Source organism: Pseudomonas sp. RA_35y_Pfl2_P32 (assembly GCF_963970735.1).
Classification (GTDB): domain Bacteria; phylum Pseudomonadota; class Gammaproteobacteria; order Pseudomonadales; family Pseudomonadaceae; genus Aquipseudomonas.
Genome location: NZ_CAXAQF010000014.1, coordinates 43,748 through 64,417 on the forward strand (window position 1 = coordinate 43,748; position 20,670 = coordinate 64,417).

At 58.0% G+C, this 20,670-nt stretch carries 17 protein-coding genes and 1 pseudogene; 14 read left to right on the forward strand and 4 right to left on the reverse strand.

What is annotated here, in order from left to right:
- Nucleotides 1-529 precede the first annotated feature (529 nt).
- The 3 genes from AACY45_RS15500 to AACY45_RS15510 are packed head-to-tail and all read left to right on the forward strand — an operon-like array spanning nt 530 to nt 5,285.
- Nucleotides 530-1,846 carry a phospholipase gene (locus tag AACY45_RS15500; RefSeq protein WP_339546274.1) on the forward strand — a complete coding sequence of 439 codons (1,317 nt, stop codon included), beginning with the start codon at nt 530-532 and terminating at the stop codon, nt 1,844-1,846.
- Between the two features lie 50 nt (nt 1,847-1,896).
- Nucleotides 1,897-3,852 (forward strand): DUF1302 domain-containing protein, encoded by a 1,956-nt coding sequence (locus tag AACY45_RS15505; RefSeq protein WP_339546275.1) that lies wholly within the window; start codon nt 1,897-1,899, stop codon nt 3,850-3,852.
- 59 nt (nt 3,853-3,911) lie between these two features.
- Entirely contained in the window at nt 3,912-5,285 is a 1,374-nt protein-coding gene (locus tag AACY45_RS15510; protein WP_339546276.1) for a DUF1329 domain-containing protein, read from the forward strand.
- Nucleotides 5,286-5,544: 259 nt separating this feature from the next.
- Here the strand turns inward: AACY45_RS15510 and AACY45_RS29280 are convergent, their stop codons facing one another.
- The 4 genes and pseudogenes from AACY45_RS29280 to AACY45_RS15525 all read right to left on the reverse strand — a co-directional run bounded on the left by AACY45_RS29280 (nt 5,545) and on the right by AACY45_RS15525 (nt 9,711).
- Nucleotides 5,545-6,408 carry a methyl-accepting chemotaxis protein gene (locus AACY45_RS29280; protein ID WP_371927841.1) on the reverse strand — a complete coding sequence of 288 codons (864 nt, stop codon included), beginning with the start codon at nt 6,406-6,408 and terminating at the stop codon, nt 5,545-5,547.
- A gap of 42 nt (nt 6,409-6,450) precedes the next feature.
- A pseudogene (locus AACY45_RS29285) lies at nt 6,451-7,503 on the reverse strand (methyl-accepting chemotaxis protein); the annotation flags it as partial.
- A 273-nt stretch (nt 7,504-7,776) separates the two neighbouring features.
- Nucleotides 7,777-9,231 carry an ArnT family glycosyltransferase gene (locus AACY45_RS15520; protein WP_339546278.1) on the reverse strand — a complete coding sequence of 485 codons (1,455 nt, stop codon included), beginning with the start codon at nt 9,229-9,231 and terminating at the stop codon, nt 7,777-7,779.
- A 222-nt stretch (nt 9,232-9,453) separates the two neighbouring features.
- Nucleotides 9,454-9,711 (reverse strand): helix-turn-helix domain-containing protein, encoded by a 258-nt coding sequence (locus AACY45_RS15525; RefSeq protein ID WP_339546279.1) that lies wholly within the window; start codon nt 9,709-9,711, stop codon nt 9,454-9,456.
- Between the two features lie 217 nt (nt 9,712-9,928).
- Between AACY45_RS15525 and AACY45_RS15530 the strand changes: the two genes are divergently transcribed.
- The 11 genes from AACY45_RS15530 to AACY45_RS15580 all read left to right on the forward strand — a co-directional run bounded on the left by AACY45_RS15530 (nt 9,929) and on the right by AACY45_RS15580 (nt 20,573).
- On the forward strand, nt 9,929-10,366 hold the full coding sequence (locus AACY45_RS15530) for a YciI family protein (protein ID WP_339546280.1): 438 nt from the start codon (nt 9,929-9,931) through the stop codon (nt 10,364-10,366).
- A gap of 758 nt (nt 10,367-11,124) precedes the next feature.
- Nucleotides 11,125-11,403 carry a hypothetical protein gene (locus tag AACY45_RS15535; protein WP_141234448.1) on the forward strand — a complete coding sequence of 93 codons (279 nt, stop codon included), beginning with the start codon at nt 11,125-11,127 and terminating at the stop codon, nt 11,401-11,403.
- Nucleotides 11,400-12,845 carry a His-Xaa-Ser system radical SAM maturase HxsB gene (gene hxsB / locus AACY45_RS15540; RefSeq protein WP_095145087.1) on the forward strand — a complete coding sequence of 482 codons (1,446 nt, stop codon included), beginning with the start codon at nt 11,400-11,402 and terminating at the stop codon, nt 12,843-12,845. Before AACY45_RS15535 ends, hxsB begins: the two co-directional genes overlap by 4 nt.
- Nucleotides 12,838-14,019, forward strand: coding sequence for a His-Xaa-Ser system radical SAM maturase HxsC (gene hxsC / locus AACY45_RS15545; RefSeq protein WP_095145086.1), 1,182 nt, complete (start codon nt 12,838-12,840; stop codon nt 14,017-14,019). The genes hxsB and hxsC overlap by 8 nt, the downstream gene beginning before the upstream one ends.
- Nucleotides 14,012-14,641 (forward strand): His-Xaa-Ser repeat protein HxsA, encoded by a 630-nt coding sequence (hxsA, locus tag AACY45_RS15550; RefSeq protein WP_095145085.1) that lies wholly within the window; start codon nt 14,012-14,014, stop codon nt 14,639-14,641. The genes hxsC and hxsA overlap by 8 nt, the downstream gene beginning before the upstream one ends.
- Nucleotides 14,638-15,033: a TIGR03982 family His-Xaa-Ser system protein gene (locus AACY45_RS15555; protein ID WP_095145084.1), complete on the forward strand. Its 396-nt coding sequence runs from the start codon at nt 14,638-14,640 to the stop codon at nt 15,031-15,033. Before hxsA ends, AACY45_RS15555 begins: the two co-directional genes overlap by 4 nt.
- On the forward strand, nt 15,008-16,399 hold the full coding sequence (locus AACY45_RS15560; protein WP_237885442.1) for a His-Xaa-Ser system-associated MauG-like protein: 1,392 nt from the start codon (nt 15,008-15,010) through the stop codon (nt 16,397-16,399). Before AACY45_RS15555 ends, AACY45_RS15560 begins: the two co-directional genes overlap by 26 nt.
- A gap of 1,194 nt (nt 16,400-17,593) precedes the next feature.
- A complete protein-coding gene (locus AACY45_RS15565) occupies nt 17,594-19,000 on the forward strand; it encodes a YfjI family protein (protein ID WP_339546281.1) in 1,407 nt (468 codons plus the stop codon).
- Nucleotides 18,987-19,340, forward strand: coding sequence for a hypothetical protein (locus AACY45_RS15570; RefSeq protein ID WP_095145082.1), 354 nt, complete (start codon nt 18,987-18,989; stop codon nt 19,338-19,340). The genes AACY45_RS15565 and AACY45_RS15570 overlap by 14 nt, the downstream gene beginning before the upstream one ends.
- A complete protein-coding gene (locus tag AACY45_RS15575; protein WP_095145081.1) occupies nt 19,324-20,304 on the forward strand; it encodes an integrase domain-containing protein in 981 nt (326 codons plus the stop codon). The genes AACY45_RS15570 and AACY45_RS15575 overlap by 17 nt, the downstream gene beginning before the upstream one ends.
- Entirely contained in the window at nt 20,304-20,573 is a 270-nt protein-coding gene (locus AACY45_RS15580; protein ID WP_073452175.1) for a hypothetical protein, read from the forward strand. The genes AACY45_RS15575 and AACY45_RS15580 overlap by 1 nt, the downstream gene beginning before the upstream one ends.
- Nucleotides 20,574-20,670: the final 97 nt, after the last annotated feature.

A 20,670-nucleotide genomic window follows, 5' to 3' on the forward strand; every position in this document is an offset into this window, starting at 1 on the left:
GCCCCTCGCTTAGGCTCGGGGTTCCTTCGCTACGGTATCCATCCGGGGGCATCGCCTCCGGTTTGCTTCGCTGCACCTCCTCTCGATGTATGCGGCTTCGCCGCACGGCGCTACGCGCCTCCCCCGGATGCATACCTTCGCTCAGCCTGCCGATGGGGCGGGTGGATCAAGATCAAGAGCTGCAGGCGAGCTAACGCTCGGCCTGTTGAGTGGTAAGGTCTGGCGAGGCGGCCTAACGGCCGGCCTGTTTTTACGACTGTACGGATTTCCCCTGTGGGAGCGGGCTTGCCCGCGATGGGGCCAGCACAGCCAACATTTATCGACCTGACACACCGCCATCCCGGGTAAACCCGGTCCCACAGGCTCGCTCCTACAGTAGTTTTTGGGTGCCCATGGATTTTGTAGACACCTACCCAACCTGCTCGCGATGGCGCTATCGGAGAACTTTTCTGGCCAGATCGGACAGTGTCAGGCGCGGGGTCGGTTGTTAGGCTCAGTCCTCGAATTCAGCCAATAAGAACCAAAAGCAATGAAGCTGACAATGCTCCTGCTGCTGCTCTGTGGCACCGCTCCGGCGGCGTGGGGTTGGTCCAACCATACGGTGGGCAGCTACCTGGCGTTGCAGGCGCTGCCGGCCCTGCGCGAGGCGCCCCAGGTGACGGTCGAGCCGCTGGAGCAGTTCCTCACTGAGCAATATGGCGCCATCGCCGAGTTGCTCGAACAGCAGGAGCATTTCGCCCGTCAGCACTTTGCCCAATACCCGCCACGCCCCGACAACCTGCGGTTGCCCGCGACGCCGGGGGACAATCTGCGCCAGGCGTTCCTCAACGCCTTGCGGGTCAATCCGCAGATCCACCTGGCCATGGTGATCCAGCCCATGCCCGGACAGGACCCGCCCGCGCGTGCGCACCTCACGGCCGAACAGGTGATGGTCGAGCAGACCCTGTCACCGTGGCATCGCCAGCGCTTCATCCTGCTTGCGGACGGCGAACCGGTCGCGCCCCTGGCGGTGCTGGCCAGCGCCGCCGACGAGCCGGATTACGGGCACGACATCAACCTGTTCAGCGACAACCCTGGCGAGGTGGCCGCGGTTTATGGTTTCGGCCCGCAGCCGTTCGGCGACGAGCGATTCCAGTACAGCTCCCAGGCGCCGTTCCACATGGGTTTCTTCCACGAGAACCCAGTGGTCTACGCCGCCGCCGGTTTTCTGCAGCGCAGCTGGCCGGATTGGCGCGCCTATCAGTACCTGGGCCTGGCGCGGCTGGCGTTCGCCACGGGCCATTCCTACTGGGGCTACCGCTTTCTTGGCTGGGGCCTGCACCACATTCAGGACCTGACCCAGCCCTATCACGCCAAGCCGCTCCCGGGCGTCGAGCTGGCCAGCATGCTGCTGATGGAAGGCAAGGCCCTGGCCGGTTATGGCGGCGAGAAGCACGCGGCCATCGAGCGGGTCGCCACTCGCCACATGGAAGTGGAGAAGTATCAGGCCGCCTGGCTCGACAGCCTGCTGCGCAGCGGGCAGCCCGTGCATCCGATGCTCCAGGCCTACGCCGATACCGCGCAGGACGCCAGCTACCCGCCGTATTCGGTGGACTACCTGCGCGAGGTGGTCAGCGCCCAGTCCGCCGAGGCCGGTGCACCGTTTGACGAGGCCATCGGCCAGTGGCTGGCAACGGCACCGGCCACCAGCAGTTTCAGCGCCGGCAATCAGCTGCAGCGCGAAGACTACGACCACCCATTACTCAATCAGCAGCTGTTTCAGTTGTTGGGGCATTTCGGTGCGCACAGCCGGATTTACGTCGGTGCCGGACTCGTGCCAGCGGTCGCAGGCAACGCAGCGCCTTAACCGCTGCCCGAACACAAAAACAACAAGATCAGGGAAGGGAGGAACACCGCATGAGGATTCGATTACGCCATTCGGGCGCGGCGATATCCGGGGTAGGCCTGGCAGGGCTGTTGCAACTGTGCGCGGTCGAGGGCGCGTTGGCCGCCGAGTTCAAGGTGCTGGACAACCAGGTCACGGGCTCGTTCGACAGCACCTTGTCCTACGGCCGTTTGTGGCGGGTCCAGGGGCGCGACAAGAGCAACGATGACGTCAACACCAACGACGGCAATCGCAACTTCGACACCGGCCTGGTTTCCGAGGTGTTCAAGATCACCTCGGAGCTGGAAGCCAACTACCAGAACTACGGGGTGTTCATGCGCGGCACCGCGTTCTACGACACCCAGTTGATGGACAATCGCAACGATTACTACCGCAACAACAGCCCCTCGCAACCGAGCCAGCGTTCCCCCGACGACGACCACTTCACCGACCAGACCCGTGACATCGCTGGCAGTCGGATCGAGATGCTCGACGCCTACGTCTATGGCAACTGGGACGTGGCGCAGGTGCCGGTGACTGCACGCCTGGGTCGCCAGGTGTTCAACTGGGGCGAAGGCATTTTCTATCGCGGCGGGATCAACACCACCAACCCGGTGGACGCGGCCAAATACCGCCTGCCGGGTGCCGAGGTCAAGGAAGTGCTGATGCCGGTGGAGGCGGTCAGCTTCAACATCGGCCTGAGCGACAACCTGACCCTGGAAAGTTTCTACCAGACCAACTGGAAAGAAACTCGCATCGATCCGGTCGGCACCTTCTACTCCCAGGGCGATCTGTTCGCCGACGGCGGCAACACCGGCTACAACAACTTCAGCGGCACCGCCCTGGATACCCCGGTGCCGGGCTTTGGCAACGTGATCGGCCTGTACGAGGCACTGGGCAACAACCCGGCGCTCAACCAGATCCTGGGCAGCACAGGCCTGTATGCCAACGGCGTGACCCCGGCCTACGGCAACACCCTCAAGGTGGCGTCCATCGGCAAGGACATCAACGCGCGTAACGACGGCCAGTTCGGCTTCGCCTTCCGCTACATCGCCGAAGAGCTCAACAGCACCGAGTTCGGCTTGTACATGGTCAACTACCACGCCAAGGAGCCGACCATCGCCGCCAATCTGGGTGGCTACCAGGGCATCGACATGGACGCCCTGACCAATCTGTTGAGCGGCCTGGCCGGTAGCCAGGCCGCTGCATTGGCCAATGGCCTGGCCACCGCCGACGTGATGGGCAACATCCAGGCCAATCGCCGCTACGCCGAAGACATCCGCATGTATGGCTTCAGCTTCAACACCACCTTGGGTCAGGCTTCGGTCTTCGGTGAGTTGGCCTACCGGCCGAACCTGCCGATTGGCATTGCGGCGACCAACGACCTGATCGGTGACCTGGCCAACGGCGCAGCCGCTGCGGTCACCGGCCAGTCGATCAACGTCGGCGGGCAGATGGTCACCCTCGACAGCCAGATCAACAACGCCGAGCGCGTGGAGGCGTTCAACACCTCCCTGGGCAGCATCTACAACTTCGGCCCGAACCTGTCGTTCGATTCGATGTTTGGCGTATTCGAGCTGGCCTCCGAGCACTTGCGCGGCAGCAGCCTGCAGTACACCGCCTTCGACGGCAGCAACCGCTACTACGCCGGCACCGGCAACACCTCCTATGTCTCGGGCGGTGATCGGGACGATCAGGTCAATCGCGACTCCTACAGCTACACCCTGATGGTCAACGGCACCTGGAACGACGTGTACGCCGGGGTCAACGTTTCGCCGTACGCGGTCTACAAAGACGACTTCAAGGGCAACAGCTACCAGGCCGGCAACACCATCGAAGGTCGCAAGGCCTACACCCTGGGGATCAAGGCCAACTACCAGAACAAGCTGGAGGCCGAGCTGCAATACACCGAGTTCTACGGCGGTGGCCAGAACAACAGCATTCGTGACCGCGACAACGTCGGTTTTAACCTCAAGTATTTCCTGTGACGGTTCAGGCCCCCTGGCATGCGGGCGCAGTGGCCCTGCCTTTGATTCGGAGAATCTCCATGCTTCACACACCACGATTGCTCAAGACCAGCCTGGCGCTGGTCCTCAGCCTGGTCGCCGGCAGTGCGCTGGCCGCGCTGTCTCCCCAGGATGCACAGCAACTGAAAACCAGCCTGACGCCCCTGGGCGCCGAGCGCGCCGGTAACGCTGCCGGCACCATCCCGGCCTGGGACGGCGGCATCACCCAGGCGCCCAAGGGCTATGTGCCGGGCAAGCATCACCTGGACCCATTCCCCGGCGACAAGCCGTTGTTCACCATCACCAAGGCCAACCTGGAGCAGTACAAGGGGCAACTGACGGTAGGGCAGATCGCGCTGTTCAACAGCTACCCCGACACTTTCCAGATGCCGGTCTACCCCAGCCGTCGCTCCGGCTCGGCGCCCCAGTGGCTGTACGACAACACCTTCAAGAACGCCACCTCGGCCAAGTTGCTGGACGGTGGCAACGGCTTCAGCGATGCCTATGGCGGCGTCCCGTTCCCCGTGCCCAAGGACGGCGTCGAGGCGCTGTGGAACCACATCACCCGCTATCGCGGAATCTATGTGGTGCGCCGCGCTTCCGAAGCACCGGTGCAGCGCAACGGCAGCTTCGCCCTGGTGACCTCGCAACAGGAAGGGCTGTTCACCTACTACCGCCCGGGTGGGCAGTTCGCCGACCTGAAGAACATCCTGTTCTACTACCTGGCCTTCGTGAAGAGCCCGGCACGCCTGGCCGGTGGTGCGGCGCTGGTGCACGAGACCCTGGACCAGATCAAGGACCCGCGCCAGGCCTGGGTCTACGACGCTGGGCAACGCCGCGTGCGTCGGGCGCCGAACCTGGCGTACGACACCCCGATCGCCTCGTCCGACGGCTTGCGCACGGCGGACGACACCGACCTGTTCAACGGCTCGCCGGACCGCTACGACTGGAAGCTGGTGGGCAAGAAAGAGGTGTACATCCCCTACAACAACTACAAGGTCACCAGCCCTGAAGTGAAGTACGCGGACCTGCTCACGCCGGGGCACCTCAACCCGAAATTCACCCGCTATGAGCTGCACCGGGTGTGGGTGGTGGAGGGCACGCTGAAGCCGGGCTCGCGGCACATCTACTCCAAGCGCGTGCTGTTCCTCGACGAGGACAGTTGGGGTGCGGCCGTGGTGGACCAGTACGACGGGCGAGGGGAGTTGTGGCGGGTGTCGATGGGCTACCTGAAGAACTTCTACGACCTGCCCACCACCTGGAGTGCGCTGGACGTGTTCCACGACTTGCAGGCGCGCCGTTACTACGTGCAGAACCTGGATAACGAAGAGTCGGAGACCGTGGACTTTTCCCAACCGGTGCCGGAGGACGCCTACTTCATGCCGTCGGCGTTGCGCCAACGCGGTACGCGGTAAGGGCAAAATCGAGCAAGGCGACCTAATACCGATCAGTAAAGCGATGCCGACCATTGTAGGAGCGAGCTTGCTCGCGAAGAACGTCAACGATAACGCGTGCATTCAATATAAACGCGGTGCCTTTGAGTTCTTCGCGAGCAAGCTCGCTCCTACAAAAAAGCTTAACTGATCGGCAGTAGCGAGGTGGCCTTGGCATTTTCGCGAGTTTGCTCGCGATGCGCGTCAACGATGACGCGCAGCTGTGATTTAACGCGCAGGCCTAAACCCGGAAGTGGCTGACCATCATCTGCAACTGGTTGCCCAGGCGTGCCAGTTCAATGCTCGAAGCGGCAGTTTCGTCGCTGGCGGCGGCGGTCTGTTCCGAGACGTCGCGCACGTTGACGATGCTGCGGCTGATTTCCTCGGCGACTGCGCTTTGCTGTTCGGCCGCGGCGGCGATCTGCTGGTTCATCGACTGGATGTTCGACACCGTGCGGGTGATGTTTTCCAGCGACAGCCCGGCCTTGCGGGTCAGCTCGACACTGCTGTCGGTCAGGCTGCGGCTGTTGCTCATCACCGTGGCAACTTGCTGGGTGCCGTTCTGCAACGCGGCCACCAGGCCTTCGATCTCTTCGGTGGACTTCTGCGTGCGTTGCGCCAGGCCGCGCACTTCGTCGGCAACCACGGCGAACCCACGTCCGGCTTCACCGGCCCGCGCCGCTTCAATGGCGGCGTTGAGCGCCAGCAGGTTGGTCTGTTCGGCCACGGCCTTGATCACGTCCATGACGCTGCCGATCTTGTCGCTTTCTTTCTGCAAGACGCTCATGGCCTCGGTGGAGCGCACCACTTCACTGGCCAGGCGCTCGATCTGGGTGATCGCTTCGTTGACCACCCGATCGCCTTCGCGGGCTTCGCCATCGGCGGCGGCGGCGGCTTGCGAGGCTTGTTCGGCGTTACGCGCGACTTCCTGCACGGTGGCAGTCATCTCGTGCATGGCTGTGGCGACCTGGTCGGTCTCGACCTTCTGGCTGTTGACCCCGGCGCTGGTTTCTTCGGTCACCGCCGAGAGCTCTTCGGCGGCGCTGGCGATCTGGGTCACGCCATCACGAATGCCGCTGATCAGGTCGCGCAGGGTCACCCCCATGCGGGCAATGCCTTGCTGCAAGACACCGAGTTCGTCACGACGGGTGACGCGGATGTCCTGGGTCAGGTCGCCGCCGGCGATCCGCTCGATCACGGCCAGGGTGTCGCGCAGCGGACGGGTGATCTGGCGGGTGATGAGCACTGCGGCGAGCACGCCGACCAGCAAGGCCAGCAAGGTGCTGATCAGTTGCAGGGTACGGGCCTGGGCGCTTTCGATGTCGCGACGATCGAGCTGGATCTGATACAGCGCGTCGCTGCGGGTCACGATGTCGCTGCCCTGCACGGTCATTTCCTGGCGTGCGGTGATGGCTTGGCTATTGGCCGCCTTGTAGGTCTGCAAGGCACTGCGGTAGCTGCTCAGCACCCGTTCCAGCTGGCGCAGGGCGTCGCCCTGGGTGTCGGCAAAATGCTGGTTGAGGGTTTTCAGGCTGGCAATCGCGGCGTCCAGTTGCACGGCGGCCTTCTGCTCGGTGGCCGGGTTGCTGTCGGCGGTATAGCCGCGTACTTCGTAACGGGCCAGCAGGAACTGCTCCTTGGCCTCGGTGATGGCCTGGGACTGCTCGAAGCGCTGATCGCTGAGGGGCATCTGGCGCACACGGCTATTGATGTCGTTGATCAGGTTGTTGGCGATTTCCGCGTTGTCGCCCATGACCTGGCGCGCGTTGTTGGCACTGAGGTAGGCACTGCGCATTTTGTTCAGCGACTGCTGGTAGGCGTCGATGACCGCGCTTTGCTCGCGGAGCAGCTTGAGGTTGTCCGGACTCTTGAACTGCGCCAGCAAGGCCTGTTGCTGGGCCTTGAAGTCATCGAGGGCGCTTTGCACGGTCTGGGCCACGCCCTCATCACCGTTGGCCAGCATGTACTGCAGGCGGGTAATGCGCAGCTTGGTCAGGCCCGCGTTGAGGCGGGTGATGTCGCTCATCCAGTTACTGCGGTCGATCAGCCCGCCCAGGCTGGTCCAGCCCGTCAGGGCGAGTACGCACGTAAGGGCCAGCACCAGGCCGAAACCCAGGCCCAGCTTGAGGTTGACGCTGATGTTGGCGAACCAGCTATTCATAAACAATTCCTCCAGGAACGTTGCACTGCTTATCGTCATTGGGCTGGAAGATTGTTTTTGTTGGGAGCCAGCAAGGGGTGTAGATGGCCTGTATCGGCCGCAGTCGCGATAGCTGAACCGATTTTTGTCACCCGTGGATCACCGCTTGCCAGCGCGCGGTGGGAGGACCTGCCGAGGATGGTTGTGTTACATGCATTTCATCGCCCCCCACCGGCCTGTCTTCAGGGGCTGGCGGTCGATTCCGAGTGGGGGTCCACGCTGTAACGCTTCGCGGGTCAGCGATTTTATTGGGTGAACGTGGGACCGCCGCGCCTACTCCCTCACAAAGTAATACGCCTGCCGGCTCACCGACATGGTCTGCAGCACCTGCAACGGCGGTGCAGGCTTCTGGTTGCTGGCAATCAGTGCTACGTGGGAGGGGGACGCACGCAAGTACGCTGTCAGCTCGGCCTCTGTGTGTAGGTTCTTGAGCAGGCTCCGGGTGTAGAACACGGACGCCCCGGCCGTTCGTTCGTTGGCCTGGTACAGCGCCACGTGCCGACCCTCGGCCTGTAGCGCCTGGATCTGTTGCATCAGCGGCAGGAATGACAAGGTTCGGTCTGCGCGCGGTGCGGCCCATTGGGCGGCGCCCAGGTACGTGGCAATGATCAGGCTGAGCAGGCCAATGGCAATCCCCCGGCGGTAACGCGCGACCTTGCCCAGCAGGTTGTTCGCCGCGGTGTACCGGCGCAAACGCTCGAACAACAGCGCCGCATACTCTGCCGCGATCACCGCGGCGGCGGGTGTCATCGACATCAGGTACACCGTGCGTTTGCTGGACGCCAGCGTCAGCATCAGGAACTGCGCCAGCAGCCATAGGGTGAAGAACAGCAGGTAGCGATTGCTCGCCAGGTTTTTGCGAAAGTGCCACAGCCCCAGGTAGACCAGGATGTTCCACGGCAGGAAGGCTTGCGGCAGTTTGCCCAGGTAGTAGTAGAACGGTTCGTAGTGCCCGGCGTCGACAAACGAGCCATTAAAACGCCCGACACTGTTGGTCAGCAGCACCTCGGCCAGGGCCGATGCGCCGCCGCGCTGGTAGAGCAGGTACAGCCAGATCAGCAGCGGGATCAAGCCCAGCAGTGTGACCAGCGCCGGGCGAACCCAGCGTGCCGCTGTGAAGCGCTGGTCGATCAGGCTCTCGGCCACCAGGAACGCGAAGATCACCACCCCCGGCATCGCCAGGCCGAGCACGCCCTTGCTCAACGTGGCGATGGTGATGCCGAGCGCGAACACGCCCCAACTGACCCTGGCACTCTGCTGCACGGCCTGTTGTCGATGGGCCTGATAGAAGGCCAGCAGCGCCAGGCTGACCCCCAGGCTCAGCAGTGCATCTTCACCGACTCCGCGCACATTGCCCCAGTAGCTGCCCATGGTGGCCAGCATGATCCCGGCGCTGAAGGCGATCACCCCGGGCCGGCCGAAGCGGCGCAGCGCCCCGTACAGCAGCATCACGCTGAACAACCCGGCAAAGGCCGACGCCAGGCGCACCGCCCAGGGCGTCCCCCCGAATGCCCGAATCGCCGCGGCATCCAGCCACAGGCTCAGGGGTGGTTTTTCCAGAAAGGGCTGGTCGAGCAGGCGTGGGGTCACCCAGTCATTGTCCAGGTGCATCTGCATGGCAATGCCCGCCACCCGGGCTTCGGTGGAGCCTTGCAGTTGGTGATTGCCCAGGGCGAAGAAAAACAGCAGGGCGGCGAGCAGGAATAACCACGGAGCAGGGCGCGTCATGGGCTGTGGGCCACCGAAGGACAGTACGGGGAGGAGGGCGACAAAGTATAGGGCGGTGGATCTGAACAATCAGTGAACGGCGTGTGACAGGTGGCGCCTCGCGCCGAGGTCGAAGGCCTTGAACCGGCCGGCGCTGACAGACTGCTGCGACGCCTCGTAGAGCATCAGTGCCACGGTCTACTGGTCTTGCATCAGGGTGATATTGGTGAGGTTCTGCAGCGACTAGACCACGTTGCCCGGGGTGCTCAGGTTGGCGTCGGCGAACAGCTTGTCGGTGGCGCTGACCCCACGACTGCCCCGAATCAGCAACGGCGCATCGAAGTACGATTCCAGCTCATGAATGATCTTGGTCACCGCCGGCTGAGTCAGGTTCAGCGCCTGTGCAGCCCGGACCAGGGAGCCGCTTTGCAGCACCTGGTCGAACACCACCCGTTGGTAGAACTTGAGCTTGCGCGCAACGGAAATGGTGGTGAACTTCATGCAGAGCCTCGGGAGTCGCGTGGGCTCGACGGGGCGCTATAGGCATCACACTTCCGGCATTTTCAGCACCGGGGGGCTGCAGCCGTTAGCAGGAATCCAAGGCTTGGCCAGCGCCAGGGTGGCTGCGCGGCGACAGATTTTTTTACCCAGAGCCGTCGATTGACGCAGTGGCCGTTCGACTATCAGTCAGGTCACCCCACTCAACGGAGAAACCGCCATGCGATTCATGATCATCATCAAAGCCAGCCAGGATTCCGAAGCCGGCAAAATGCCCAGCCAAGCGCTGCTGACCGCGATGGGCAATTACAACGAGGAACTGCTCAAGGCCGGCATCCTCCTCGCCGGCGAAGGCCTGCACCCCAGCCGCAAAGGCGCACGGGTGCGCTTCAGTGGTGAGGCGCGCACGGTCATCGATGGGCCGTTTGCCGAGACCAAGGAGCTGATAGCGGGTTATTGGCTGTGGCAGGTGAAGTCGAAAGAGGAGGCTGTCGAGTGGGTTAAGCGCTGCCCGAATCCGATGCCGGGCACTGAGGCTGAGATTGAGATTCGGCAGGTGTTTGAGTTGGAGGATTTTGGGGCGGAGTTGACGCCGGAGTTGCGGGCGCAGGAGGAGCGGGTGTTTGGGGATGGACGGGAGGGGGGGAGGAAGTGTTGAGGTAAGGGGAGGCGTTTTCCAGGACCCAGATGCACCAAAACCCGCGCGAGGCGGGTTTTGGTGTGCTTCGTATTTGGTGGGCCGGGGTAATTTGAAACGGTAATTTATCCTATTGATTATTATCGTTAATATTAGTTTTGTATTTTGATTGGAATACCAATTGGAATACCTCACGAAATAGCATTCCATTGACCCTCGCTTGTATTCGATCTGAAAACCTTGCTTCGCATCCATGATAAGCAGTGATCTTCTTACAGCGGTCGGGACAACAGGTAGCAATCGATCCGAGTCGGAAGGTGGCGACAGGCAGAAACCGGCCGATTCTGTTGAAAAAGTCGGCCATGGTTTGCGCATCAGAAAAGTACGCGTCCGAGATTGAAATCTTTACTTTTGGCAGGGGCTTCCGGATTCGGACTTCACGTAGCCGCGTGCAAAAAAGGCGTTTTCACCAGTCAATGATCAGGCAGTTTGGGCAGACCGACTTTTCCAACAGAATCGGCCAAAAGCTGTCAGTCAGAGGTGCAAGATTTGGGTTCTAGCCCACCTATTTTTTGACAGGCAAGCCACCGTTAGCTGCGCGGGTTTGTGTCAGCCAAAAAACTTGGACGGAGCGACATCATATTGCTATCTTTCGTCAAGATTTAAGTTCAGAGTAAAAACGTAATGTTGGAATTGGTCTCATCGGCAGAACACGTCAGCATGCAATCAGCTCTTTGGAATGGAGCCAATGTATAAAGCAAATCAATGGAATGTTGCCCGTGACGAATATCAATCTCATCTATCCTGAGTCATCTCCGGCCAAGCTTTGGGTAGATATCAACCGCCCTTTATCGCTTGCTCTTCAAGCTGAATTGATTCATAGAGGGTACGAGTTGCGGCAGGTGGACGCGGGCCTTCAGGCGCTTTGTTCAGAAAAATCGAACATTCCTACGTTCAATGAGCTTTTGACGCAACTGTTGGATGACGAAGTTACTCGTAGGAAAATTCCACTAAATACATTAGTGCGGCTGGATATGTTTATGGAGGCCTCTGAATGAACGCTAACTTCGTTGTGGGAAGCCTGCTGCCATTCGGTTTTCATCGGCTCGACGATCAGTCCGTTGTAGCCGTTAGTGCTGCAGGTGACCATGCCTTTTTGACGCAACAGGAATTGTCGGCTCTAGTCCAAGCACCTGAAAAATTAGAGTTCAAAAAGCGCGCGGAACTACAATCTAAGTATTTTTTGACCGGAAAAAGTTCTTTCGGAACTCTAGAGCTATTACGATCACGAATAGCGGCCCGGAAAGAAACTGTATTGGCAGGTCAGTCTTTGCACATAATTGTGCCTACCCTTCAATGCGAACATTCTTGTCAATACTGCCAAGTCAGCAGACGTCTTGAAGATGTGGGTCATTCAATGACCCCAATTCAGATTGATGCTGCTTGCGCGACTATTTTTCAAAGTCAGGCCAATGCTCTGACAATTGAGTTTCAAGGTGGCGACCCGCTGCTCCGTTTCGATCTTATTCAACGAGCAATTGATCTTATTCAAAAGATGAATCTGGAACACAAGCGCCGTATTCGTTTCGTGGTTGCATCAACGTTGCACCAATTAACCTCTGGAATGTGTGAGTACTTTAGAAATAATCAGGTCTACCTCTCAACGAGCCTTGACGGCCCGGCGACGTTGCACAATAAAAACCGCCCATTACCATCGCGTGATTCGCATGCCCGGACTTTGGCAGGAATCGAACTGGCACGGCGTATCATGGGGCCACACGCGGTTGCAGCATTGATGACCACAACTAAAGCCTCTCTTGCGTACCCTGAGGCCATTGTGGATGAGTATGTAAAAAATGGATTCACCGAAATTTTCATACGACCGTTAAGCTTGTATGGATTTGCCAAACGCAACATCAAGCATTTGGGATACACCCTTCCAGAGTTCACAAACTTCTATCAGAAAGCTTTGCATCGTGTCTTAGAATGGAACGCCAGAGGTACTGAGTTGCGTGAAGGTACCGCCGCACTAATTTTTAACAAACTTTTATCACCCTTCGATGCGGGTTACGTCGATTTGCAAAGCCCGACAGGGTCTGGCCTTGCTGTTCTGGTCTACAACTACGATGGTTATGTCTATCCAAGCGACGAGGCACGGATGCTCGCCGAGACGGGAGATTGTTCTTTGCGTTTAGGTTCTATTGGTGAGTCCCTTGCACAGTTAATGACTTCTCCTGTCATGAGGCAGCTGATAGAAACAAGTATTTCTACTCAAGCAGTGGGCTGTGAAATTTGCGCGTTCAATAGTTTTTGCGGGCCTGATCCAGTGGGGGCGCAAGCTGAGTTTGGTGACATGAGGACTGTTGCTTTGCTTACTGAACACTGCAAACGATATAAATGGCTCTTCGAATACTTTTTTCGTAAGTTACGAACTGCCGACGACGATTTTCTCGATATTGCCTATCGCTGGGCTCACCCCGCTGGATATTCTGATGCGTAAGGTCCGTGTACGAACGCATGGCGTTGGATATCGAACAGTAGCTAGAGTCATTTCGCTCGAGAATTTGAGCGCGCAGTGGCGACCCGAATTGAGATTTTTAGTGAGGGCCGCAGATGCGGAGGGGATCACCAAAGTTGCGCAACTGCGTAGTGCTGGGCTAACCAACCTAATTTTACTGACACCTAATCTCCATGCCGCAGGCCAATGGCAGGCAGAGACTGTGGTTGAAACCGGCGGCATTCTGATGGACGAAGACGTAGTAGCCGTCGCCGACCACATGAATCACGCGCATGTTCTATTTCGGTATACAGACCAGCACCACACTGTTTTCCTCACCAATCGGTGCAATAGCTATTGCCTAATGTGCTCGCAGCCCCCGACAAAACATGACGATAGCTGGTTGGTGAACGAGGCGGTAGAAGTCGCCAATCATATAGCTAGCTCTCCGCATACATTGGGATTTTCCGGAGGAGAGCCTTTGTTGCTGGGTGAGCATCTGCGTCTAGTGCTTGATACCTTTGCTCATCAACATCCTAGCACTCGGTACGACGTGTTGAGCAACGGCAGGCTGTTAGCTGATCCGATCTATGCTGAGCACATGTTAAAGGGGTTGAGTGAGCGCGTGACATGGATGGTGCCGCTCTATGGGCATGCTGACTTTCTACATGACTTTGTCGTGCAGAGTCCGGGGGCATTTGAGGAGACACTGGCTGGTCTATTGAATCTTCGTCGATTTGGGCAAGCCGTTCAGTTGAGAATCGTGCTGATTCGCCCTGTTTTGGAAAACCTTGCAGCGCTTTGCGAATTCATTGGTCGTAATTTGCCTTTCGTCCGTGAGGTCGCATTAATGGCATGTGAACCCATTGGCTTTGCTTTGGCAAACCCTGAACTGACCGACATTGACCTTCGAGACTGGAGCACGGAGCTCAGTCACGGCTTCAGGACACTGAAGCGAGCGAAGGTACCTGCCATTTTGATGAATGCCCCACTCTGCGCTCTGCCACAAACTCTGTGGCCGTATGCACACAAAAGCATCTCCGATTGGAAACGTACGTTTGCTGAGGACTGTGCTACGTGCAGAGTGAAAACAGAGTGTGCAGGCCTTTTCTCATGGCATCACCCAGGTAAACATTCGATGAAAATCCAAAAAATTGAAGGGATTATCAATGTCTAAATTCATCACGTCGCTGTCAGCATTCATTGCCGGAACTTCTTTGGTGAACACGGATGTGCAAGCCCTGGAGCAGGGGCTGAAGAACCCTTTCGGCAGCAGACTCGATCCGGTCAGCTTGCGTCCGCTTAACATGCCCGGCGATAACCTATACGCAGCCCATCGATCCCACTCGTCACATTCCTCGCATTCATCTCACAGTTCAGGAAGCGGTTCCTACTCTGCTCCAAGCCGGACTTACACGGCTCCAAGTAAGACTTATTCCCCCCCTAGTCCTGCCTATTCAGCACCAAAAACACCTTACTCGAGCAACTTTGGAACGAGCGGTTCGAACAGTCTTGGTGGTTCCACCGGTAGCCGCAATCCTGTAGACGCAGGAAGGCCTTCGACAGTCAGCCCCATCAGCTCAGATTTCGATCCTAATAATAAAAAACTCATGGAGCTAATTCGGCGCGTACAGATGGGTTTGATTATCAAAGGTTATGAACCTGGCACCATAGACGGCGTGATGGGCGAGCAAACTCGTTTGGCACTGAAATTATTCCAGTCTCATAACAGCTTGCCTGCAGATGGCATGATGGGTACGCAAACACTGAACGCCTTAGGCGTGATTGTTCCCAAATGAATCATAAGGTCTATAGATATATTCGATTTTGGGCTCCCGTGATATCCGTGATCGGACTGGGCTTCATTGTCTTCCATGATTATGTTCGACCGCTTATTGCCGAATATAGTCACGGTGATGAGTACAAGCGACTCGCTTTAGAGTGCGACCTGGCAATGCATGAGGAAGCTGCGCTACGGGGATTGATCGGAAATGATCCACAGTCCGAACGTCTCAGGTTAAGTGCAGACGTTGGGATGATGGTCTGTCACGACTACGACATACTTCGTAAACAGCTATTAATTCAGGGTCTATCAGAAGACCAACTGGCGATGTTAGGCCTGGAGGTACTTGAAGTAGAACAAATCACGGTACAGCAGATGGTCGATGCTCATCGCATGGATAGATTTTAATATGAGGAAGTCGATTCTTACGTATTTTATTTTCCTCTCCTGGATTAGCCATCTGCAGGCGTCGCAACTTAACCATGAAGATCAACTTCTGAGGAAAGTGCTCACTGCCTATCGTGTTGAGCCCATGACTACCAGGCCGTTGTTCATGGGGCCGAAGGAAAAGTTAGGGCAGATGCTGTTTTTTGATCCCGTCATGGGGGGGCCAAACAACACGACTTGCGCGACTTGTCACGTCCGTAGCAAAGGCAGTGTTGACGGGTTGCCTATGGCTGTGGGTATCGGCTCAAGCGGAGTGGGAGAGCAAAGGCTTCAATCTCCAGAAGCTTTTGTCATACCCAGAAATGTGCTCCCGTTTTTTAATCGTGGAGAAAGCGATTTTACCGCTCTATTTTGGGATGGACGAGTACAGATGGGTGAAAATGGGAATTTTGAATCGCCTATGGGTAATAAACTGCCAAAGGGATTCGAAAATCTACTTGCCGTCGCAGCAAGCTTTCCCCAAGTTGAACCTGATGAGATGCTGGGCCGATCTGTACGCCGCGGAGGTGAGAACCAAGCCACCTACCATGCGGATCTAGTCGATATGACAGTCGACCCTGACAACTTTCAAGAGCGGACATTGAATGTTTATAGTAATTTGGTTAAACGTTTGTTAGGCACTTCGGCCGCCTCGACCCCTATGCAATCAGAATATAGAAAACTCTTCCAATCAGCTTATCCGGCTACAAGCGAGTTTGATATTACTCATATTGGCAATGCCTTGGCAGCTTACATTTCCTTGGCGTTTCAGCTTAAGCCAGCAGCTTGGGATAGCTATGTAAGAGGAGAAATCTCCGCTTTATCCCAGCAGCAAAAAAAAGGAGCGATGATTTTCTTCGGGAAAGGGCGCTGTGCGGTTTGTCATACAGGTGAGGAGTTCTCGGATTTTAAATATCACGGACTTGCCGTGCCGCAACTCGACGTTGGCAAACACGGAGGTTATTTAGATTATGGAAGGGCAAAAGCGACGGGGTTGGCCATAGATCGCTTTCAATTTCGCACTCCACCGCTACGTAATGTTACGCGCACTGGGCCATGGGGGCACAACGGTGTATTCACATCCTTGGAAGAAGTCATTAGTCATCACTTCAACCCCATTCCATTAATGTTTGCCGCGCAGAAAGGCCGACCTCGCGAAGCGGAACTCGCGGGGCGGCTGCTGAGGTACCGCTCCCCCATCCTTGCCGAGATCTACCCGATGGCGCCAAACGACGTGGGGGCAGTCGTCGCGTTTCTAGAGGCACTGCAATCAGATCCTATTTTGTCAACTGATGAAGCTCTGCCTAAATCAGTCCCCTCAGGGATGAATCAGTTCATTGTTGAATGAATCGCACTGCGCAGAACCGAAAACGTCATCGTCCAGGGGACTTTCAGGAAGCGTTTGAGGCCGGTTTTCTGCTGCGTTTGCAGCAGACGCTGCTCAACCTTCGTGAAGCTGCTGTATCCCGATCAACAAGTTTCGATGCTTGAGACTTTGCTTTTCCCGCCAAACCCTCTGATCAAGCGATCTTTGATCGCGCCGATCGGAGGGTTCACTCGCTTTTTGTCGAAGGCACTTCGTTCCATCCTTCCATTTCAAATTTGATTAGCGTCACTCCTCTTTTACCCATCAGTAATTGCCCTCAATCTCTGTCAAGTGCAACGCAGTTTCAGCATTAGAACCGAGCTTGTCGTAGAACTATGTCTAGAGATGTGGCGACTCCGGCGACAGCGGCGACAACCCATGCAGCACGGGGCCTGGAGCGTGGCGACAAAAGTGGCGACAGTCGCCACTTTTTGCACGCTTTGGCCGTGACGCTTGACCGTCTTTTCGAGTGGGTATAAAAATTGGTGCACGGACCGCTGTTGTTGACAGCACCAGCCCAGGTAGCCAGAACCTTTAAGGCTACGCCACTTGCGTGGTGGTTCTCCCGAAGTGCGATTAGCGTCCGGCGGCTCGCACGGTCACTCCCCAAGAGTGATGGATGCCCACTCGACTGATCTGCCCTCTGCGGCAGACGATGAACCTTCCTCGCTGCGCTGCAGCAACCTCACCTTTCGGCACACTTCGTTGCGCCAGACTGCGCCCGTCTCTTTCTGCTGGAAAGAGACGGGCGCTCGTACCACTGCTGCAAACCACGCCGTACAAGGCATTGCCGCAACTCTCCTCGTGACAATCGGCCTGACAAATCTGATTCGTCGCCATCCGCATCGATACAGGCACCGGTGCCGCAGCCTTTGGAAGGGCTGCACCTGACTGACAGTCAGGCATGCCCCAGGTGTCCATGTCGTTGCCTTCTCCTGCTCAGGATCTCCAGGTGCCGAACTCGTCAGTCGGCACAGCCTCCACCCGCCCGCATCTTCGGATGCGACTAAGGAGGCCAGATTCATGGGTTCATGCCCTCGCTCCCGGTCGTAAGGAGCCGTGTGTTCCGCGTCAGTGAACACCCTCACAGGCCGCAGGGGCCTTGATCCCTGATAACACTCAACAGCCGTGGCGGGACTACGTGAGGACAACCAGCAATTACCGAGGAGAGGGCCCATGCAGCAGTTAGATCCGAAGCTTGAACTACCACGACCGCCTCGACCGCTGATTGAGTCAAACCCCGTGGCCGAGCCTTATCCGGTCCAGGCACTGGGTGGAATTCTTGGGCCTGCGGTTGAGCGCATGGCCGAGGTCATCGGCGTGCCCCAGGCACTGGCCGCACAATCGGTCTTGGCTGCCTCGGCGCTAGCCACTCAAGGTCATGCGGGCTTGCAACTCGATGGACGAAATTACCCCCTGTCGCTGTTCCTGATTACAGTGGCCGCGTCAGGTGATCGCAAGACCGCGGCAGATCGTTTTGCATTGCTGCCAGCACGGCAATGGGAGCGTGAGCAGTGGCAGCGCTACCGTGAACAACTCGCCCGGTACCGTGTCGCGCAGCGGCAGGCGCAGCGTATCAACCCTGGCTATCCCGACCCCACAAACGGCGTACCGCTTGAAGCGGAGCCCTCTGCACCTAGGCTGATCACCACGGATCCGACTATCGAGGCCCTGATCAAGGGACTCTGCCATGACTTGCCGAGAATGGGCCTGTTCTGTGACGAGGGGGGACAATTCCTCGGTAGCAGCACCATGAGTCGAGATAACCGTTTGAAAGCGGTTACGACCTTGTCGTCACTCTGGGACGGCAGTCCGATAGATCGCGCGCGGTCCATGGTGGGTGAAAGCTTGCGAGCTTACGATCGACGCTTAAGCCTGCACCTGATGCTGCAACCGTATCTAGCCATGCAGTTACTCAGTGACCCGTTGCTGCTGGGGCAAGGCATTCTCGGTCGCTGCCTCATGACCTGGCCCACCAGCCTGGCCGGACAACGCAGTTACCAGGCTGTCGACTTGTCCAAAGACCCCGCCCTAAAGCGATATCACCACCGTCTTTCGGCCCTGTTTCATCAGCCTTGGTCGCTTTCCGCTGACGGTGCCTTGCGGCTGTCACCGCTGAGCCTCAGTCCACTGGCTCGTCGTCGCTGGATTGATCTGCATGATGCCATCGAGGCCCAGTTGGGTGAGTTTGGCGAGTTGGCCAGCGTACGGCCTAGCGGATCGAAGGCCGCCGACAACCTGCTGCGCGTCGCCGGCAATCTGGCAGTCGTGGAGGAGAGCAGCGTCGTGGAGGTCGATCATATCCAACGGGCCTCGGCCTTAGTCGGCTATTACCTCTCCGAGATCCAGCGCCTGACCGAACAGGAACCGGTGTGCCGGGTAAAAGAGGAGGCAGACCGGCTGCTGCGCTGGCTGCAGGTCAAAGATTGGAAGCGCTTCAGTATTCGGGAGCTGAATCGCAATGGTCCCCGATTTGCCCGTAAGAGCAGTCGTCATGCCGCCAAGCTGTTGGTCGAGTTGATTGATCATCAGTGGCTGAGCACCGACGGTTGTACCTTCGAGGTGCGCCATGTTCAATCTTGATGAAGCGCTGCGCAACCACCTGGCTCAGCGCCAAAAGGAGCCGAAAGCGCGGTTTGTCGCCGCGACTGTCGCCACTTTGTCGCCACGCTCAAAGCCAGGCAGGACAAGGGTTGTCGCCGGTGTCGCCGGTGTCGCCACCACCCATAAAGCTATCACCTCGCCGACAGCCATCATCCAATGGTTGAAAGAGGAGGGCGCGCATCTCTACGTCTCCGATAACAGGCTGTGTTTTCGTCCGACGGATTGGGCCCAGCTCGCCATCGTGAGTGCGTACTGGCAAGCCCTTTTGCATGATCTCGCTGCAGTCGATCAGGAACAGAAAAATGGCTCGGGTCGGTAAGCGAGCGGGACGTAATTTTGGCTTCGGTCGCCAGCTCAGCTATGCCGGACCGCAAGCACTGAGAGATCTGTTTGGCGACGGCCATTTTGCTACCGTCAAAGCCCATAGCGATCGCTGGCAGGCATTCGTGCGTTGGTGTCGATCCGAGGAAGGGCCAAGGCTCAATGACGCGCGACAGATCGACCGCGAGATCCTTATGCGGTACGCCTTCCATTTGCGCGAGCAGGTTGATCAGGGCAACGTCGGCATCGCCACCGCACAGAACCGCCTGTCCAGCGTGAACCGAACGATGGCCGCGCTGCGCGGTGATCAGTACGTCAAAATCCCCAGTCCGAGCAAGGCGCTTGGCTTGCAGCGCTCAGGTGTGCGTAGTGAGGCCCCGCAAGGCCAAGACCGTGTCCAGGTCGAGTTGATCACACAGGCGTTGTCAGAGCGAGGCCAGCAATCGAGGGTGAGTGCCATTGTGCTCCTTGCTCGGGAGACCGGCATGCGCCTGCGTGAAGCGATCTTGGCGGACTTGCCCCGGCTGCAACGTGAGGCTCGGCAACTGGGCAAGATCAATATCCAGGACGGCACCAAAGGCGGTCGATCAGGCGCATCTGCACCGCGTTGGATTGCGGTCACGGATCAAGTTCGTGGCGCCCTCGACAGGGCCAGCGAGGCTTCACCCAAGGGCAGTCGGAATCTGTTAACACCTGATGAAAGCTACAAAGATTTCTTACAGACAATCGTGCGACCGGCACGGGACATCCTGCATGAGCATGGATTGAAAGGCTTTCATGAACTGCGGGCGGCTTACGCCTGTGAGCGCTATGAGCAACTGACCGGCTTCTCCGCGCCCATCAATGGCGGTCGTGGTCATCGAGACGATCGAGCACTCGATCAGCGTGCACGCCAGCAGATCAGCCACGAGTTGGGGCATAACCGCATCGACGTGGTGAGTGCCTACATCGGAGGTCGTTGATGAAGTCCGAGTTCGATATGGCGTTGTTTCTGAGTCCCGTGCTCAAAGGTGCGCATGCCACGCGGCAGCGGCATATCAGGCAGGCAGAAAGGATGCACAAGGCGATTCGTGAGCGCTGGAGTTGTGCGACCCCCTGGTCCTGGAAGGAAAAGCACACCAGATGGTTTTTAGAGCACTATCTGCGTTGCTCAGCACCAGCGACCGTCTATTACTATGAGTTAACAGCAGGGCTGATCCGCCGCAGAAAGGCGCAACTCGTGGTTGTCTGATAGACGCTTTTAAGCGTGAGCCCCTGAGTATGGGAATGCGGAGCCTTCCCATACTCAGGGGCTTGGCCGAAGAAGCGCAGGCATGCGGCAGATTTAG

What these genes read in the sequence shown, in the direction of transcription:
- AACY45_RS29280 (WP_371927841.1), bottom strand. Translation starts at nt 6,408, where the DNA reads ATGGGGGTGACCCTGCGCGACCTGATCAGCGGCATTCGTGATGGCGTG.
- hxsA (WP_095145085.1), top strand. Translation starts at nt 14,012, where the DNA reads ATGTCTAAATTCATCACGTCGCTGTCAGCATTCATTGCCGGAACTTCT.
- AACY45_RS15555 (WP_095145084.1), top strand. Translation starts at nt 14,638, where the DNA reads ATGAATCATAAGGTCTATAGATATATTCGATTTTGGGCTCCCGTGATA.
- AACY45_RS15570 (WP_095145082.1), top strand. Translation starts at nt 18,987, where the DNA reads ATGTTCAATCTTGATGAAGCGCTGCGCAACCACCTGGCTCAGCGCCAA.
- AACY45_RS15575 (WP_095145081.1), top strand. Translation starts at nt 19,324, where the DNA reads ATGGCTCGGGTCGGTAAGCGAGCGGGACGTAATTTTGGCTTCGGTCGC.
- AACY45_RS15500 (WP_339546274.1), top strand. Translation starts at nt 530, where the DNA reads ATGAAGCTGACAATGCTCCTGCTGCTGCTCTGTGGCACCGCTCCGGCG.
- AACY45_RS15505 (WP_339546275.1), top strand. Translation starts at nt 1,897, where the DNA reads ATGAGGATTCGATTACGCCATTCGGGCGCGGCGATATCCGGGGTAGGC.
- AACY45_RS15565 (WP_339546281.1), top strand. Translation starts at nt 17,594, where the DNA reads ATGCAGCAGTTAGATCCGAAGCTTGAACTACCACGACCGCCTCGACCG.
- AACY45_RS15560 (WP_237885442.1), top strand. Translation starts at nt 15,008, where the DNA reads ATGCTCATCGCATGGATAGATTTTAATATGAGGAAGTCGATTCTTACG.
- hxsB (WP_095145087.1), top strand. Translation starts at nt 11,400, where the DNA reads ATGAACGCTAACTTCGTTGTGGGAAGCCTGCTGCCATTCGGTTTTCAT.
- AACY45_RS15530 (WP_339546280.1), top strand. Translation starts at nt 9,929, where the DNA reads ATGCGATTCATGATCATCATCAAAGCCAGCCAGGATTCCGAAGCCGGC.
- AACY45_RS15520 (WP_339546278.1), bottom strand. Translation starts at nt 9,231, where the DNA reads ATGACGCGCCCTGCTCCGTGGTTATTCCTGCTCGCCGCCCTGCTGTTT.
- AACY45_RS15525 (WP_339546279.1), bottom strand. Translation starts at nt 9,711, where the DNA reads ATGAAGTTCACCACCATTTCCGTTGCGCGCAAGCTCAAGTTCTACCAA.
- AACY45_RS15580 (WP_073452175.1), top strand. Translation starts at nt 20,304, where the DNA reads ATGAAGTCCGAGTTCGATATGGCGTTGTTTCTGAGTCCCGTGCTCAAA.
- hxsC (WP_095145086.1), top strand. Translation starts at nt 12,838, where the DNA reads ATGCGTAAGGTCCGTGTACGAACGCATGGCGTTGGATATCGAACAGTA.
- AACY45_RS15510 (WP_339546276.1), top strand. Translation starts at nt 3,912, where the DNA reads ATGCTTCACACACCACGATTGCTCAAGACCAGCCTGGCGCTGGTCCTC.